Source organism: Streptomyces diversicolor (assembly GCF_057537855.1).
Genome location: NZ_BAAJXA010000018.1, coordinates 117,605 through 133,900, shown reverse-complemented (window position 1 = coordinate 133,900; position 16,296 = coordinate 117,605). Strand labels below are relative to the sequence as shown.

Sequence of the window (16,296 nt, the reverse complement as noted above, 5' to 3'; positions counted from 1 at the left end):
GTTCACCGCGCCGCTCACGCCGGACGGCCCGAGTGGTCTCGGCAAGCGTGATGCCCCGGCGAGGGCGACCGGCCCGCGCGGCGCGATCGGCTCTCGCCGGCACCCGGGAAAGGCCCGGCCGGCCCACCCGTCCGCGTCCACCGGGTGGTCCCCGGGAAGTCATGTCCTGGGCGTCTCCTGACCGTCGTGTCGACGTGCCGGCGGGGTGCGCCGGAGTGCCGGCCGGTGCGGGAGGGGCAGGCGCACTTTCGGCAGCAGCGGGGCGAGTGAGCGGTGGCGCCAGGCCGAGGCGGTCACACCGGTGCCGTACGCCAGGTCGTCGAGGCATCTGAGGGCCGTCCACCGTCCGAGATCCAGGGCGGGGCCGCGCACGGCCCACTCCGCGACGATGGGGGCGAGCATGGCGGCCGAGGCCACGCGGGCGGCCCTGCTGCGGTGCGCCGCCCCGAGACACAGCAGTCCCAGCGGCCACCACTCGCGGCGCAACGCCAGCCCGAGCATGGCCGTGTCGGCGACCAGGCCCTGAGCCGCCACGGACGCGCTCAGCCCCGTCGAGCCCGGCGTCCCCTTCAGGCGGTGTCGTAGCAGCGCCGCGGCCAGCAGGGTGCTCACGACCGCCGAGCGCGGGTGCCCACCGGCGGCGCAGGCCAGGGCGAGGAGGCTCCAGGCGGAGGGCCGGGCCGGTGCGAGCCTGCCGGGGTGGCGGTCGGCCAACGCCGCGGCGGACGTGCCGTACTCATGGCGGCGCCGTGCCCAGTCACGCCGGCCGAGCCGGGGCGTGTGGGCGACGCGGGCCCGCGGCTGGTACCGCACGTGCAGGCCGCGGTCGTGCAGCCGCCAGACGAGGTCGACATCCTCGCCGATCCGCAGGTCCTCGTCGAAGGCGCCGTCGCGCAGCACGTCCCTGCGGACGAGGAGCGTGGCGGTCGGTACGAAGCCGACTCGCGCGCCGGGACGTACCAGCGCCTGGTCCTGCCCCAGGTCGAGGGCGGAGCGGGCGGCCTCGTAACGGGCGAGCAGACCGGTCGGTCGCAAGGGGACGGCCGGCACGATCCGCGGGGCGACGGCGGCGACCTTCGTGTCGTCGAAGGACGGGACGAGGATGTCGAGCCAGCCGTCCTCGGGGCGGCAGTCGGAGTCGACGAACGCGACCAGCGGGCTGCGGACCAGAGCCAGACCGGTGTTGCGGGCCGCCGCCGGGCCACGGTTGACCGCGTGGCGCACCAGGCGGGCTCCATGGGCCTCGGCGGCGGCGCGCACCGGTGCGGGGTCGGGCGAGCCGTCGTCCACGACGATGACCGGCAGGCCCCGCAGTGAGGCCAGGCAGCGGTCCAGTTCCGCCGGCCGTCCGAAGGCGGGGACCACCACCGTCACCGGGTGCGGACCCGGCCGGGGCGCGGGTACCGGGTGGGCCAGACCCCGGTCGAGCAACTGCCGGGCCAGGACGCGCCCCACCGTCGTACCGGGGGAAAGACCGGCCCGCCCGGCGCGGCGCAGTGCGGCGAGATGGGGGAGCGCGGCCTCCTTGAAGAGGGCGACTCCCCACGGGGCTCCACCGGTCACCACACGCCCTCCGGCCCGGAAGACGAGACCGCGGTCGAGTGCGACCGGCAGCCCGCGCGGTGCGGGCGACGACGGTCCGTTCGTGCTCATCGCATCAGCCTCCCCAGGCCGTCGACGCGCCAGGCCGTGATCCGCCCGGACACGTCCGACACCAACTCCCTCAGCATGCGTCTGCCTTGGTCCGCGCTCGCCCTGGTCGGATCGCCCAGCACGCCGGTGGGAGACACCGAGCGGACTCCGTCGGTCCGCAACCGGGGCATGATCGCCGCGAGCGGCCGGCGCTCACCGGGGGCGGCGCGTGGCATGAGCACCCGTTCCGGGGCGAGGTGCAGCAGCAGCGAAGTCTCCGTGACACCGGCGTGGGCGTCGCCGCCGGGGACGTCGCAACAGGTCCAGCCGACGTCGTGCCCCTCGCGGCGCAGCGCGCCGACGGCCGCTTTCAGGGTTTCGAGGTTGCCGCCGTGCCCGTTGACGAACGCGGTCCGGCCGGCCCACAGGTCCAGGGAACGCACCGTTTCGACGAGCACGGCCCGCAGGGCCTCACGGCCGAGGGAGACGGTGCCGGGGAAACCCGCGTGCTCCCCGCTCGCCCCGTACGGGAGCGCCGGTGCCACCAGTGCCGTACCGGGCAGGAGGCCGGCGGCTCGTTCCGCCACGGCCCGTGCGATCACGGTGTCGGTGGACAGGGGCAGATGGGGGCCGTGCTGCTCGGTGGAGCCGAGCGGGACGAGGACCAGGGCGCCGTATAGAACGTCGGGCCAGAGCGTGTCCGCGAGCCGGCCGGGCACCTCAGCGCCCCGCGGCGGGGCCGCCGCCGAGTCTCACGGTGAATCCGGGCGGCAGGTGCAGGTCCTCCGGGCACAGTTCGTGGACCGAGGAGCGGCCGAGTCCGAGGACCGCGGAGTCCAGGCCGCCGCGCAGGATGTCGAGGACGTTCTCCACACCGGCCTGGCCGTTCGCGGCCAGCCCCCACAGACAGGCGCGGCCGATGAGCACGGCCCGCGCGCCGAGGGCGAGCGCCTTGGCGACATCGCCGCCGCGCCGCACCCCGCCGTCGAGCAGCACCTCGATCTCGTCCCCGACCGCCTCGGCGATCGCGGGCAGCAGCCGGATGGTCGCGGGTGTGGTGTCCAGGTTGTTGCCCCCGTGATTGGACACGGAGATCGCGTCCACCCCCGCGTCGACCGCCCGCCGCGCGTCGTCGACCCGGCACACTCCCTTCAGCAGGAACGGCCCGTCCCACTCGTCCCGCAGCCACTTGACGTCGTCCCACGTCGGTGGCGGGGTTCCCATCCACTCGCCGTACGCCCCGAAGAACGTCGGCGCGGACTGTCCCGGCGCCGCCAGGTTCGGCACGGTCAGCTCCGGTACGCCGCCGGAGCGCGCGAACCGCCACGACCAGGCGGGCCGGGCGAGGACCTGGGGCGCCATCCGCAGCGCCGTCCGCATGTCGATCCGCTCCGGGATCTGCGGACTGCCCCAGTCGCGGCCCTGCGAGAACGACCAGTCCAGGGTCGCGATGAGCGCCTTCGCCCCGGCCCGGCGCGCCCGGTCCATCCGTTGCACCATCACCTGGCGCTCGCCGCTCCAGTAGACCTGGAAGAACACGTTCGGATGGGCCGCGCAGACCTCCTCCACCGGCTTGCTCGCGAACGAACTCAGCCCCATGATCACACCCCGGTCCGCCGCCGCCCGGGCGACGGCGACCTCGCCGTCCGGATCGACCGCCTGGACGCCGGTGGGGGAGACGACCACGGGGAAGGAGCTCTCCACTCCCATCACCGTCGTGGCCAGCGCACGGTGGCCGTGATGTCCGGCCACCCGCGGCGCGAAGCCGAGGTCGGCGAAGGCGGCGGTGTTGTCGCCGGCCGTCCGGCCGCGTTCGGACCCGGCCAGCAGCGCGCCGTAGACACTGGCGGGCAGGCGCCTGCGTGCCCGGCGCTGCGCCTCGGCGACCGTTTCGAACCAGGGATTCCTGCGGATGGGACTCATCGCGTGTGCCTCCTTGGCGGACGCGACCCGGACAGGGGGTTCTCGTCGCAGGCGGATACGGGCGGCCGGCGGGACAGGGGGACGAGGACCGGCCGGGAGTGATCGGCGCCCGGGCGTGGCAGGTGTGCGCGGTCGGCGGGACGTCGCGCCAGGAGCTTCTCCCCGAAACCGCGCACGCATTCGGGGTCCGGTCCGTCCAGCGGCAGACCGGTGAAGAACTTGGCGGCCATGCAGCCGCCCTTGCAGGTGTCGTAGAAGGCGCACGACGCGCAGGCCCCGCCCGTCTGCGGCGCCCGCAGGCGCCGGAAGAGGGGCGAGGTACGCCAGACGCCGGTGAAGCCGCCCGGATCGCGGACGTTTCCCGCGAGGAAATCCTCGTGGATCGCGAACGGGCAGGCGTACACGTCACCGACCGGATCGATCAGGCACACCACGCGCCCGGCCCCGCACAGGTTCAGCCCGGGCAGGGAGCGTCCGTACGCGGACAGATGGAAGAAGGAGTCCCCGGTCAGCACGTCGTCGCCGTGGGCGAGCAGCCACTCGTACAGCTCCCGTTGCTGTTCGGGGGTGGGGTGCAGCTCGTCCCAGACGTCGGCGCCGCGTCCCGACGGCCGTAGCCGGGTCAGTCTCAGCTGCGCGCCATAGCGGTCGGCGAGCCGCTTGAACTCCTCGATCTGGGGGATGTTGTGGCGGGTGCACACCACCGACAGCTTGACGCCCCGCAGGCCGGCCTCGGCGAGGTTGCGCAGGGCCCGCACGGCGGTGGCGTACGAACCCGGCCCGCGCAGTGCGTCGTTGACCTCCGCGGTCGCCCCGTCGAGCGAGACCTGGACGTCCACGTAGTCGTTGGCGGCCAGCCGCCGGGCGGCCTCGGAGGTGATCCGCACCCCGTTGGTGGAGAACTTGACGCCGACCTGGTGGGCGGTGGCGTGGTCGAGCAGGTCCCAGAAGTCGGGGCGCACGGTCGGCTCGCCGCCCCCGATGTTGACGTAGAAGACCCGCATGGCCCGCAACTCGTCGATGACGGCCCGGGCCTCGGCCGTGGTCAGCTCCCGCGGATCGCGCCGGCCCGAAGCGGACAGGCAGTGGGCGCAGGACAGGTTGCAGGCATAGGTCAGTTCCCAGGTCAGGCAGATCGGCGCGGCGAGACCTGACTCGAACAGCTCGGTCAGGCGCCGTGGCTTCGCGGGGGCGGTCATGGGCACCGGGTCCTTCGGGTCGTGGGGTCTCTGGCACGTTCAGGCGCGGACGGCGGTGTCGCCCGGGTGGTCGTGATGGAGGGGCCCGCAGGTGCTCCGCAGGGGCAGCGCGCTGCCGCCGTGCCGGAGGGCGACCGTCTCGGCGGCGATCGCCACCGCGGTCTCCTGCGGAGTGCGCGCACCGAGGTCGAGCCCGATGGGGGAGCGCAGGCGGGCCAGTTCCCGGTCGGTGAGCCCGGCCTCACGCAGCCGGGCCAGCCTCTCGTCGTGCGTCCTGCGTGAGCCCATGGCGCCCACGTAGCCGACGGGCAGGCGCAGGGCCACCGCCAGCAGCGGCACGTCGAACCGGGAGTCGTGGGTGAGCACCACGACCAGCGTGCGCGTGTCCGTCGGGGTGGACGCCAGGTAGCGGTGCGGCCAGTCGGCCACCACCTCGTCGGCGTCCGGGAAGCGCGCGGGTGTGGCGAACACCGGGCGGGCGTCGCAGACCGTCACGCGGTAGCCGAGGAATCTCCCGACGGACACCACGGCCCCGGCATGGTCGGTCGCGCCGAAGACCAGCATGCGCGGCCGGGTGGTGTACGAGGCGATGAAGACCTCCGTGTCCGGGCGGCAGCGGACCGCGCGGATCCCGTGGGCCCCGACGTCCAGCATGGCCCTCGCCTCGGCGACGACCGCGGCGTCGACCTCCGCCGAGCCCAGACTGCCGTGGTGGACATCCGGGCCCACCGCCACGGTGGTGCCCCGGCTGTGGAGGAGATGGGCCACGGCCACCGGCCGGGAACCGGCCACCGCCCGCACCACCTGGGGCCCGGGCTGCGGCTGCACGAACACCTCGATCGTCCCGCCACAGGTCAGCCCGGCCTCCAGGGCGGTGCCGTCGGAGTAGCCGAAGCTCTCGCGTACCGCGACACCGCTGTGGATGACCTCGCGGCACCGCTCGTACACCGCGCCCTCGACGCACCCTCCGGACACACTGCCCAGTGCCTCACCGTTCTCGGCGACGGCCATGGCCGCCCCCGGCCCGCGGGGCGCGCTGCCGGTCACCGCGATCACGGTGGCGACGGCATAGCGCAGCCCGGCCCGGTCCCAGGCCGAGAGCCCCGCGGCGATCTCACGCATGCACCCGCTCCGGCCGGGGGGACGCCGGTGCGCCAAACGTTCGGTCGACGAGCATGCCGGTTGCGGCCAGCGAGGCCAAGGCCGCCTGGAATACGGGCAGTTCATCGTCCGGGACGCCGCAGGACGCGCATGCGGACCGTGCCGAGGGCGCGTCGGGCAGACGGCGGACCACCTCGACGAGCCGGGGGTCCTTGAGGAACGTCAGCCGCCGTGTCCCGAAGTGGTAGAGCAGCGCGCCGAACGGCTCCGGGCGCAGCGAGACCCGGGGGTGCAGCGCCCACGCGCGGTCGGGGTCGAAGCCGGGCATCAGTAGACGCCGCACATGCCGTCGATGGAGACGTCCTCGATCAGCGAGTCGGCGAGGACGTCCGCGTCGGGGGCGTGGTCTTCCGGGGTGTCCGCGCGCTCGGTCCTGGCCGCGTCCACCGCGTTCGTCTCTCCCATGGAAGCTCCTGCGCGTCAGCTAGATAGGATAGTTCTCGAATACCGAGAATCATATTTCCGTCAAGCGCGGAAGGGAACCCCGGGACTGTGCGGAACCCAGACGTTGTGGTGGTGGGCGCGGGTGCCGGCGGCGCCGTGCTGGCGGCACGGCTCAGCGAGGACCCGGGCTGCGACGTGTTGCTGCTCGAAGCCGGACCGGTGCCCCGGCACGGGTTCGGGCAGGAAGCGCTGGACGCCCGGCTGGTCCCGGGCGCGCAGCCCGGCCACCCCTACGTGCGCCCGTTTCCGGTACGTCTCACCTCCGACCGCCGGTACGCCGCGCCCAGGGGCCGCGTGCTCGGCGGCTCCACGACCGTCAACGGCGGTTACTTCGTCCGGGCGCGGCGGGCGGACTTCGAGCGGTGGTCCCGGGTGTGCGGCGATCCGCGCTGGTCGTACGAGCGGGTGCTGCCGTCGCTGCGGGCACTGGAGACCGACCTCGACCACCCGCACGACCCCGGGCACGGCGCCACCGGACCCGTCCCGGTCCTGCGGACCTCCCTGGCCCACCCGGCGGCGGCGGCCTTCGCCGCGGCCGCCGGCGAGTTGGGACATCCCCCGGAACCCGACAAGAACGCGCAGGATGCTCCCGGCATCGGCCCGGTGCCGACGAACACGCTCGGCGGCCTGCGCGTCAACACGGGCCTGGCCTTTGTGCTGGGTGTCCTCGACCGGCCGAACCTCACCGTGCGCGGCGGCAGTACGGTCCGCTCGGTCGTCATCACCCGGGGACGCGCGACCGGTGTGGTCGTCGAGACCGACGGGCGCCGCACCGTCGTCGCGGCCGGTGAGACGGTGCTGTGCGCCGGGGCCCTCGCCACGGCGCACCTGCTGCATCTGTCCGGGGTGGGCCCCGGAGCCCGGCTCGCGCGTCTCGGCATCCCGGTCACGGCGGACCTGCCCGCCGTGGGCGCCGCGCTCAGCGATCACCCCCAGGTGGCCCTGGCGTGGCGCCCACGGCACCCCCTGGCCGACCCCGTGGGCGCCTGGCTCGGCGGCGCGCTGCATCTGACGTCCTCCGTAGCAGAGCCGGGCGCGGGGGACCTGGAGATCCTTCAGTCGCTGCTGCCCATGGCCGCCCTGACCGGTGGGACCACCACGGCCGGGCGGGCGCCCCAGGTGTTCCTGGTGTCCGTGCAGACGCCCCGAACGCGCGGCGGGCTGCGGACCGTGTCCGCCGACCCGGACGTCCCGCCGTGCGTCGACCACGGCTACCTCGGGACCCCGGCCGACCTGGACGGTCTGCGCGAGGCCGTGCGGGCCGCGGCCGACGTGGTCGGCACGAGGGCGTTCGGCGAGGTCAGCGCGGGACTGTCCGATCCGCGAGCCGGCGTCCTCGATGACGACCGCGCTCTGGACGGCTGGATCCGGGCACGCCTGGGCACCGCCCAGCACACCTGTGGCACCGTCCCGATGGGTCCCTCGGGAGCGGTCGACGCCCACGGGCGGGTGCACGGCGTCGCCGGCCTGCGGGTCGCCGACACCTCGATCCTGCCGGACGCGCCGTCCCGCGGCCCCGCCGCGACCGCCGTCCTCATCGGGGAACTCGCCGCCGGCTCCCTGCGGCGCGGCGCCTGAGGCGGGCGCGGACCGCCGGCATGGGGCAGGTGCCATGCCTCTTCTGCCTGAGGGCTAAGGCAGTTGACTTCCCCGACAGGGCGTGATTCGATGCCCGTCATACGGAAATTGCATTCTCACGAACACGAAACATAACTCTCTCAAGGGGTCCGGTGTCGTGGTGCGACCGTCCGTCAAGGAACAGATCGTCCTGGCCGCCGAGCGCCTGTTCGCCGAGCACGGCCTCGACGGTGTGTCGCTGCGTCAGATCAGCGCGGCCGCCGGGAACGGCAACAACACGGCGGTTCAGTACCACTTCGGCACGAAGGACCGTCTGGTGCAGGAGATCTTCGAGTTCCGGCTGCCGGGCCTGAACGAACGCCGCAGGCTGCTGGTCGCCCGCCGGCGCCCGGACGACCTCGCCTCATGGGTGGAGTGCCACGTCCTGCCCGTCCTGGAACAGGGCGAACAGGAGGGCAGCCACTATCTGAGCTTCGTCGCGATGCTCCAGCAGCACGGCCGCCGGGACGTCTTCGAGCGCCTGACCGAGGAACTGAGCAGGCCCACCGCCGAGTTCATCGAGCGGGCCGGTGCGCTGCTCACACACATCCCCGAACCGCTGCGCGGCCACCGCATCGCCCAGGCCCTGGCCTTCAGCGTGCACGCCACGTCCGAACGCGAACGGACCCGGGCCCGTGACGGGAACGTACTGCCCTTCGCCGCGCACGTCGGGGACCTGCTCGACGGCCTGACCGGTTTCCTCCGGGCCCCGGTGTCCCCGGCGACGTCCTCGGCACTCGCGGAGACCGGTCCGCGCCTTTTGGCCCTGCCGCTTCATCCCTGAGCACGTGAGTACATGAGCACCTGAGCAAGTACCTGAGCGCCGCCCGCCCATCCGTCCCTCCCTCTCTCCTTCCTTCCTTCATTCCGTCCTTCCGCGAGCAGAGGAACCACCGTCCGATGAGCATCGAACTGCACAACGCCGTGGCGGTGGTCACCGGCGCCGGCAGCGGGATCGGCCGCGCCACCGCCCATGCCCTCACCCGGCGCGGTGCGCGCGTGGTGGTCACCGACGCCGTCGGCGAGCGGGCGCACACCGTCGCCGGTGAACTCGGGCCCGGTGCCGTCGCCGCGGTGTGCGACGTCACCAGCCTCAGTGACCTGGAGGCGGTCCGGGAACTGGCCCTCGACCGCTTCGGCCGCGTCGACCTGGTGATGAACAATGCCGGGATCCTGGCCGTCGGGCCCGTCGAGGCCGTTCCCCTGCACGCCTGGCAGCACGTCATCGACGTCAACCTGCTGGGCGTGGTGCGCAGCAACCTCGTCTTCCTCCCCGTACTGCTGGAGCAGGGCTCGGGCCACGTGGTCAACACCGCTTCCACCGCGGGACTGCTGCCCTACGGATCCGACCGGCTGCCGTACACCGCGACCAAGCACGCGGTCGTCGGGCTCTCCGAGGCGCTCGCGCTCTACCTGCGGCCCCGAGGCATCGGAGTCTCGTGCCTGTGCCCGGCCGGCGTCGCCACCAACATCGTCGAACAGATCACCGTCTACGGGGAACCGGCGCCGCCGCGCGGCCCGAGCTTCCCCGTCCTCGACGCGGCATCCGTCGGTGAACTCGTCGCCGACGGCGTCACACAGAACCGCTTTCTCATCCTCACCGCACAGGAAGCCGCCGACGAACTGCGCGAGCACGGAAAGGACGTCGACGCCTACCTGTCCCGTCTGACCAAGGACGCCCTATGAGCACACTCGACCGGCTACGCCTGGACGGCAAGGTCGCCATCGTCACCGGCGGCGCCGGAGCCATCGGCCAGGTCTACGGCCGCGCGCTGGCCGAGGCCGGCGCCGCCGTGGTGCTGGCGGACCTCGACGCCGACGGCGCCGAGCACGCCGCCACGAACCTGGCCCGCGACGGTCTGCGCGCCCTCGGCGTGCGGGTCGACATCACCGACCGCGCCTCGGCGGCCGACCTGGCCGCGAAGACGACCGCCGCCTTCGGCGGCATCGACATCCTCGTGAACAACGCCGCGCTCATGGCCGAGATCCCCCAGGTGGACATCCTGGACCTGCCCATGGACTGGTTCGACCGGGTCATGCGGGTGAACGTGCTGGGCGCCGTCGTGTGCGCGGGGGCGGTCAAGGCGTCGATGGTCGAGCGCGGTGGCGGGCGGATCGTCAACCAGGTCTCTGCCGGCGCCTTCATGGGAGGCGGCATCTACGGGGTCAGCAAACTCGCCCTGGTCAGCGTCACCGTCGGTCTCGCCCGTTCACTCGGCCCGCTGGGCATCAACGTCAACGCCATCGCGCCCGGCCTGGTCGAGAACGAACCGGGCCTGCGCAGCCTGCCCGCCGACCACCCCGCACGGGCCGCCCTGACGGCGTCCATCCCGGGCAAGAAGTCCGCGCCCGCGGACGACCTGCTCGGCACGCTGCTCCTGCTGGCCTCTCCGGCCGGCGAATGGATCAACGGCCAGACGATCAGCGTCGACGGCGGCTGGGTCACCCGGCTGTGACGGCGCACCCCGGCGAAGCCCGCTGCGGTTCGGCAGCGCCCCGAAGGGGCGCGGGGAACTGTGCGACCGGCCGCGACGGCGCACCGGAGGCCCGGCGGCGCATCGGGCACACCCCGGCGACGCCGGAGCGGTCGCCTGCGCCGTGAGCACCGCACAGGCACCAGCGCGCAGGGCGCGCCCATGACGGACGAAGCGCGGCTCCCGCACACCGCCCACCCGGACGACAGCAAGGCGGAACCGACATGACCTCCACCACCTCCGTGTCCCACGACCTCGGCACCACCGGCCCCCTCCTCGACGGCACCTGGCCCAACCGCACGTCGGCCGGCGAGACGGACCACATCGATCCCGCGACCGCCCGCGTGAACGGCACCGTCCTGCTGAGCGGGCCACAGGAGGTCGACGTGGCCGTCGCCGCGGCCAGGGCCGCCTTCCCCGCGTGGCGGGCGACGTCCCCGGACGAACGCCGCCGCATCCTCCAGCGCGTCGAGGAGCTGATGCGGGAGCGCCTGCCCGAGCTGGGCCGACTGAACACCCTCGAACTCGGGGCCCCCTTGAGCACATCGGCGGCGCTGGCCCACCTGTGCGCCGGATGGTTCGGCTACTACGCCGGCTGGACCGACAAGATCGAGGGTGCCACGATTCCGCCGAGCCCGCGGATGGTCCCGGGGCTCGACTACACCGTCCCGGAACCGTACGGGGTCATCGGTGTCATCCTGACCTGGAACGGCCCGATCATGTCGGTCGGCATGAAGGTGGCTCCCGCGCTCGCCGCGGGAAACTGTGTCGTGGTCAAGTCGCCGGAACTGGCTCCCTTCACGGTGGCCCGGTTCGCCGAGATCGCCCTGGAGGCCGGGTTGCCTCCCGGTGTGCTGCACGTTCTGCCCGGCGGCCCGGAGGCCGGCGACCACCTGGTCCGGCACCCCGACGTCGCGAAGATCTCCTTCACCGGCGGGATACCGACCGCGAAGAAGATCCTCGACGCGGCGCGTCACACCCTCAAGCCGGTCCTGCTGGAACTGGGCGGCAAGACGGCCGCCCTCGTCTTCCCCGACGCCGACCTGGACGCCGCCGTCACCGAGACGGTCCGGTCCTGCTACACCCTCTCCGGCCAGGGCTGCAACCTCACCACCCGGCTGCTGGTACACCGCGAGGTGTACGACCGGGTGGTCCGCTCCACCGCCGACGCCGCGGCAGCGCTGCGCGTCGGGGACCCGTTCGACCAGAGGACGGCACTCGGCCCCGTGATCGGCAAGGCCGCCCACGAGAGGATACTCGGGGTGATCGAGCGGGCGGCCGAGGACAGCCGGGTGGTCGTCGGCGGCCGTGTCCCCGACCGGGCGGCGCTGGCGCCCCGGATCCGCGACGGCTACTTCATCGAACCGACGGTCCTGGCCGACGTGGACCCCCACAGCGAGGTGGGCCGGCAGGAGGTGTTCGGGCCGGTGCTGTCCGTCATGCCCTTCGACAGCGAGGAGGAAGCGGTCGAACTGGCCAACTCCACTCCCTACGGCCTGGGCACCGTCCTGCAGACCCGCGACGTGTCGCGGGTGCAGCGCATGGTGCCTTTGCTGCAGTCGGGCACGGTGCTCGTCAACGGCGCGTCTGGCCAGCCGCCCGGTGCCCCGTTCGGGGGCTACAAGAACAGCGGTTACGGCCGCGAGGGCGGCAAAGAGGGCCTGTACGAGTTCCTTCAGACCAAGAACGTCTTCATCCGGGCGTGACCGGCTCACTCCCGGCTCTCTGCCGACGTTCTCCCGCGTTCTTCTACCGGCATCAGGAGGCACTCATGGACGACGGCCGCGTGGAGCGGACCATGACCGAGGTCATGGCCGGCGGCGAGCCACCGGCGGCGACCACCCCGTTCGGCCGGGCCTCGCGGGACTTCCTGTTCGGCGAGGTGTGGTCGCGCCCCGGACTGAGCCGCAGGGACCGGCGGTGGGTCACGCTGACGTGTGTGGCCGCCGCCGACTCCCCGCGGCCCATCGAGGACCACGTCCACGCGGCACTCGCCGGCGGCGACATCGGACTCGAAGCGCTGCTGGAGTTCGTGCTGCACTTCGCGGTCTACTGCGGCTGGCCCAAGGCATCGCACCTGGAGGGGGCCATCGCCCGGCAGTGGGACCGCGTCCACCGCGATCGCGGCGAGGAGCCCCCGCCATGGCCGCTCCTCGCCGGCGACACGCTCGGCCCCGGCGCGTGGGACGAGCGGATGAAGCGCGGCGTGCGGGAGTTCATCGACGTCAACCTCACGCCCGCGCCGCCGCCCGACTCGCCGTACCGGCACGCCGGCATCCTCGGCTTCGTCTTCGGCCACGTCTGGCAGCGGCCCGGACTGAGCCGCCGGGAACGCCGGATCGTCACCGTCGCCAGTGTGGCGCTCGACGACTCGCCCGTCCCGCTGCGGACACATGTCACCGCCGCGCTGCACTCGGGCGACCTCACCAAGGAGGAACTGGACGAGATCGTGCTGCAGTTCGCCGCGTACTACGGCTTCGCGAAGGGGGACGCGCTGGCCGACGCGGTCGAGGCGGCCTGGGCGTCCAGGCCGAACCGACCGTGAAATCCACTGTGGTTCGGCGGCGCCCTGCAGGCGCGGGGGACCGCGCGACCGGCCACGACGGTGCCGCGGACGACCGACGGCGCATCACGGCATGTCGCGCGGAGCACTTGCCCCCGCGCGTCCTTACTGTCAGGTCTTGCCGCGCGAGGCCCGGGTCGGGGCGGTCCCGGCCGCCGTGCCCCGCGAGGAGGCCGTCTTCTTGGCGGGCACCCTCTTCGCCGCAGGCTTCTTCGCCGTGCTCGCCGGGGCCTTCGCCCTCCTGCGGGCCGGGGTTTGTACGGATACCGGGGGGCCCGCCGGGCCGGTGATGCCGCCCAGGCAGAACTCCCACACCTCCTCCGCGGTGATGGGGGAGGGCAGGCCCCCGACCGGAGCCGAGGGGGCCTGGGGTGTGAACATCGCCGTCTGCATGATCAGGGACGCGGTGCGGCGCGGCTTGGCGGCGACGGCCTGGCCCGCCGCGACGGCCTGTTCCACCAGCTCGGTGAAGAAGCCGAGCAGCGGCAGATGGGCGGTCGCCACCTGGTCCGGGTGGCTGACCAGCAGCTGAATCGCGAAGTCCGTGAACAGCGCGGACTGTCCGCCCGGTCCGGGCTGCGAGGAGTGGTAGAGCAGGTCGACCGCGACGCGCAGCCGGTCCAGCGGATCCCGCCCCGCCGCGGCCTTCTTTCGGATCTCGCCGGCGGACCTGGACAGGGCGTCCTCGAAGAGGGCGAGCAGCAGTTCGTGCTTGCCGTCGAAGTGCTGGTAGAAGCTGCGCAGTGACTGGCGGGAGCGCTCCACGACCTCCTGCACGGTGAAGTCGGTGGTGCCCTTGTCGGCGATCAGTTCCTGTGCCGCGTCCAGGAAGCGCTGCACGCGCTGCTCGGCGCGCAGCTTCGCGGCCCGGGTGGAACGCTCGACGGCGCGCTGCCGCCAGGCGGGCTCGGGGGTCTCGACGGGCTCTGCGGGGACCTCGCTCATGAGTAGAACGGTACTGCACGCAGCTGAAAAGCGAACAGCGCCCCCCTACCGCATCGCGCTCCACGAGAAGTAAGACTCCGAGTTTCTCTACGCGAGAACATTATTCTTTCAGTGGCTCATCCCTCCGTCGTCCATGCCCGGATCGGGCTCCACTGCGAAGGTGTTGTAGGCCATGGCCAGCAGCGTGTACGTGCCGACCGTGAACACGAAGTCCATCAACTGCCGCTCGTCGAGTTCCTTCGCGAGTTCGGCATAGGTCTCGTCGCAGAGAGCGGACGTGGCGGTGAGTTCGTCCACGGCCCGGTTGACCAGGGTGCCCGTGCCGCGGCGCACCTGGTCCAACTCTTCTTCGCTCACGCCTGCCTGACGTGCCGTCAGTACGTGATGGGCCCACTCGTACCGGCAGCGGTGCCGCCAGGCGGTCCTGAGGACCGTCAGCTCGCGCGTCTTCGCCGGCAGGGTGCTGCGGTATGCCAGTTGGGTACTGAAGGTCAGGAACGTCTTGGCCAGGCGCGGATGGTTCAGCAGCAGACCGAGGGCGTTGGACGGGGGGACCGTGCGCCCGCCCGTGAGGGGGCGCAGGGCGTCGGGGTCCCACTCGTCGTAGGGAACCGGGGGCAGTCGCGTCATGTGTTGCGTCCTCCGTTCACACCGATGATCTGGCCGGTGACGTAGCCGGCTTCCTCGCTGACCAGGAACGCGCAGGCCGCCGCGATGTCCTCCGGCCGGCCCACCCGGCGCACCGGGGTGCGCGCGATGTGGTCCTCGATGGTGCCGCCGAGCCGGTGGTCGCGCTCGGCGGTGCGCAGCATCGGCGTGTCCACGAATCCGGGTGGGATCGCGTTGACGGTGATGCCCTTCGGGCCGAGTTCCAGCGCGAGGGACTTGGTCAGGCCGTTCACCGCGGACTTGGCGGCGACGTAGTGCGCCATGAACGGCTGGCCGGAGTGCGTGCTGGACGAGGAGATGTTCACGATCCGGCCCCAGCGGGCCTCGGTCATGTCCGGCAGCGCCGACTGCACACAGTGGAAGACCCCGTTGAGATTGATGTCGAGGACCCGTTGCCAGTCCCGGAAGTCCAGATCGGCGAAGCGGGTGAAGCCGTCCCTGCCCGCCGCGTTGACCAGTACCTGGATCGGGCCGAGGCGCTCGCGCACCGTGGCCAACGCCTTGTCGACCTGGCCGCGGTCGGTGACGTCGGCCGTGAGGGTCAGAGCGTCCTTGGCAGGGGTCAGGTCGAGTACGGCGACCCGCATGCCGTCCGCGGCGAGCCGGCGCGCGATCGCCCGGCCGATCCCGGACGCCCCGCCCGTCACCACGGCGGTCCTCATGCGAACGCCTCGTCGCCGACGAGGGTCGTACGGTGGTCGCGGGTGGGCACGGTGCGCCGGCCCGTCGGCTCCCTCTGTGCCGGATGCGGGTGCACCAGGCGCTGGGAGGCGCCGAAGTGCCAGTGGAGCACGCCCCGCCATGTCAGTGCCTCGACGCGGCGGTGGCGGAAGGCGCCGTCGAGGGGGTCGGCCACTCCGGTGGACTCCACCCCGAGCGACGGGCTCAAGGCCCTCGATTCGATCATGGAAACTCCCCTTCCCTATGTGGAGAATCATATTCTCCACCTCTGCCGCGCAGGAAGCCCCGCGCAGGAGGGGGTACTCATCGGTGATGCGGCAGTTACTGTGTGCGGGCACCTGTCCGGTGGAGGAAGGGGCCACACGTGATGTCGGCGCGGCGTGAGCAGATCCTGGAAGCGGCGCTGGAGGTCTTCGCCGCACGTGGTGTCAAGGGCGCTTCGATCGACGCGGTCGCCGAGCGCGCCGGCCTGACCCGGCAGGGTGTCCTGCATTACTTCCCGAGCAAGAAGCGGCTGCTGCTGGAACTCCTCGCCTTCCGGGAACGGCTCAACCGGGAGCACCTGTCCGACCGTCCGGCGGACAGCGACTGGGCCGCCGACCTCGCCGAGGCGGTCGCCTTCGAGCAGGAGCACCCGTCGTTCGCGCGGGTGCACAGCGTGGTCCTGGCCGAGGCGGTCGCCGGGCAGGAGCCGGCCGCCGGATACGTCCGTGAGCGCTGCCGCAGCCTCCAGGACCTCCTGACCACATACCTGGCCGGGCGGTACGGGGAGCGGCTGCCGAGCGGACTGAGCGCGCCGACCGCCGCTGCCGCCGTGCTCGCCCTGATGGAGGGTGTCCACCAGCTGTGGCTGGTCGACCACGAGGCGGAACGGTACCCGCCGATCGTGCGGGAGGCATTGTCCGTGCTGCTCGGCTCGGACCGCGCCGGCACCCCGCTGCCCGCGGACACGGAGGACAGGCCGCCCGCGGTGAAGGAATAGCCGCGG

General features: G+C 72.8%; 18 protein-coding genes. 7 read left to right on the top strand and 11 right to left on the bottom strand.

What is annotated here, in order from left to right; translation table 11 throughout:
* Positions 1–159 precede the first annotated feature (159 nt).
* Genes mftF through mftA form a run of 7 tightly spaced genes read right to left on the bottom strand, consistent with a single transcriptional unit; the run spans position 160 to position 6,320 of the window.
* Positions 160–1,653 carry a mycofactocin biosynthesis glycosyltransferase MftF gene (gene mftF / locus AC27LF_RS22590; RefSeq protein ID WP_479662926.1) on the bottom strand — a complete coding sequence of 498 codons (1,494 nt, stop codon included), beginning with the start codon at positions 1,651–1,653 and terminating at the stop codon, positions 160–162.
* Positions 1,650–2,351 (bottom strand): mycofactocin biosynthesis peptidyl-dipeptidase MftE, encoded by a 702-nt coding sequence (gene mftE, locus AC27LF_RS22585; protein WP_479662925.1) that lies wholly within the window; start codon positions 2,349–2,351, stop codon positions 1,650–1,652. The genes mftF and mftE overlap by 4 nt, the downstream gene beginning before the upstream one ends.
* Position 2,352: 1 nt before the next feature.
* The gene (gene mftD / locus AC27LF_RS22580; protein ID WP_479662924.1) at positions 2,353–3,555 is read right to left on the bottom strand and encodes a pre-mycofactocin synthase MftD; all 1,203 of its coding nucleotides are present in this window, start codon (positions 3,553–3,555) and stop codon (positions 2,353–2,355) included.
* Positions 3,552–4,754, bottom strand: coding sequence for a mycofactocin radical SAM maturase (gene mftC, locus AC27LF_RS22575; protein WP_479662923.1), 1,203 nt, complete (start codon positions 4,752–4,754; stop codon positions 3,552–3,554). The genes mftD and mftC overlap by 4 nt, the downstream gene beginning before the upstream one ends.
* 39 nt (positions 4,755–4,793) lie before the next feature.
* Positions 4,794–5,876: an XdhC family protein gene (locus tag AC27LF_RS22570; RefSeq protein WP_479662922.1), complete on the bottom strand. Its 1,083-nt coding sequence runs from the start codon at positions 5,874–5,876 to the stop codon at positions 4,794–4,796.
* Positions 5,869–6,183, bottom strand: a complete 315-nt coding sequence (gene mftB, locus AC27LF_RS22565) for a mycofactocin biosynthesis chaperone MftB (RefSeq protein WP_479662921.1) — start codon at positions 6,181–6,183, stop codon at positions 5,869–5,871. Before mftB ends, AC27LF_RS22570 begins: the two co-directional genes overlap by 8 nt.
* Complete coding sequence (gene mftA / locus AC27LF_RS22560) at positions 6,183–6,320, bottom strand: mycofactocin precursor MftA (protein ID WP_479662920.1); 138 nt, start codon at positions 6,318–6,320, stop codon at positions 6,183–6,185. Before mftA ends, mftB begins: the two co-directional genes overlap by 1 nt.
* 87 nt (positions 6,321–6,407) lie before the next feature.
* Here mftA and mftG point away from each other — a divergent pair, with 87 nt between their 5' ends.
* From mftG to AC27LF_RS22530, 6 genes are all read left to right on the top strand, one after another.
* On the top strand, positions 6,408–7,937 hold the full coding sequence (gene mftG / locus AC27LF_RS22555) for a mycofactocin dehydrogenase MftG (protein ID WP_479662919.1): 1,530 nt from the start codon (positions 6,408–6,410) through the stop codon (positions 7,935–7,937).
* A 157-nt stretch (positions 7,938–8,094) separates the two neighbouring features.
* A complete protein-coding gene (locus AC27LF_RS22550; protein WP_479662918.1) occupies positions 8,095–8,760 on the top strand; it encodes a TetR/AcrR family transcriptional regulator in 666 nt (221 codons plus the stop codon).
* 116 nt (positions 8,761–8,876) lie between these two features.
* Complete coding sequence (locus tag AC27LF_RS22545) at positions 8,877–9,662, top strand: SDR family oxidoreductase (protein ID WP_479662917.1); 786 nt, start codon at positions 8,877–8,879, stop codon at positions 9,660–9,662.
* On the top strand, positions 9,659–10,432 hold the full coding sequence (locus AC27LF_RS22540; protein WP_479662916.1) for an SDR family oxidoreductase: 774 nt from the start codon (positions 9,659–9,661) through the stop codon (positions 10,430–10,432). The genes AC27LF_RS22545 and AC27LF_RS22540 overlap by 4 nt, the downstream gene beginning before the upstream one ends.
* Positions 10,433–10,674: 242 nt before the next feature.
* The gene (locus tag AC27LF_RS22535) at positions 10,675–12,156 is read left to right on the top strand and encodes an aldehyde dehydrogenase family protein (protein ID WP_479662915.1); all 1,482 of its coding nucleotides are present in this window, start codon (positions 10,675–10,677) and stop codon (positions 12,154–12,156) included.
* A 65-nt stretch (positions 12,157–12,221) separates the two neighbouring features.
* Positions 12,222–12,995, top strand: coding sequence for a carboxymuconolactone decarboxylase family protein (locus AC27LF_RS22530; RefSeq protein WP_479662914.1), 774 nt, complete (start codon positions 12,222–12,224; stop codon positions 12,993–12,995).
* A 129-nt stretch (positions 12,996–13,124) separates the two neighbouring features.
* Here AC27LF_RS22530 and AC27LF_RS22525 read toward each other — a convergent pair whose 3' ends face one another.
* The 4 genes from AC27LF_RS22525 to AC27LF_RS22510 all read right to left on the bottom strand — a co-directional run bounded on the left by AC27LF_RS22525 (position 13,125) and on the right by AC27LF_RS22510 (position 15,534).
* Positions 13,125–13,958 carry a TetR/AcrR family transcriptional regulator gene (locus AC27LF_RS22525; RefSeq protein WP_479662913.1) on the bottom strand — a complete coding sequence of 278 codons (834 nt, stop codon included), beginning with the start codon at positions 13,956–13,958 and terminating at the stop codon, positions 13,125–13,127.
* A gap of 108 nt (positions 13,959–14,066) precedes the next feature.
* A complete protein-coding gene (locus AC27LF_RS22520; RefSeq protein WP_479662912.1) occupies positions 14,067–14,588 on the bottom strand; it encodes a carboxymuconolactone decarboxylase family protein in 522 nt (173 codons plus the stop codon).
* Positions 14,585–15,289, bottom strand: a complete 705-nt coding sequence (locus AC27LF_RS22515; protein ID WP_479662911.1) for an SDR family NAD(P)-dependent oxidoreductase — start codon at positions 15,287–15,289, stop codon at positions 14,585–14,587. The genes AC27LF_RS22520 and AC27LF_RS22515 overlap by 4 nt, the downstream gene beginning before the upstream one ends.
* Entirely contained in the window at positions 15,286–15,534 is a 249-nt protein-coding gene (locus tag AC27LF_RS22510) for a hypothetical protein (RefSeq protein WP_479662910.1), read from the bottom strand. The genes AC27LF_RS22515 and AC27LF_RS22510 overlap by 4 nt, the downstream gene beginning before the upstream one ends.
* A 141-nt stretch (positions 15,535–15,675) precedes the next feature.
* Between AC27LF_RS22510 and AC27LF_RS22505 the strand changes: the two genes are divergently transcribed.
* Positions 15,676–16,290 (top strand): TetR/AcrR family transcriptional regulator, encoded by a 615-nt coding sequence (locus AC27LF_RS22505; protein WP_479662909.1) that lies wholly within the window; start codon positions 15,676–15,678, stop codon positions 16,288–16,290.
* Positions 16,291–16,296: the final 6 nt, after the last annotated feature.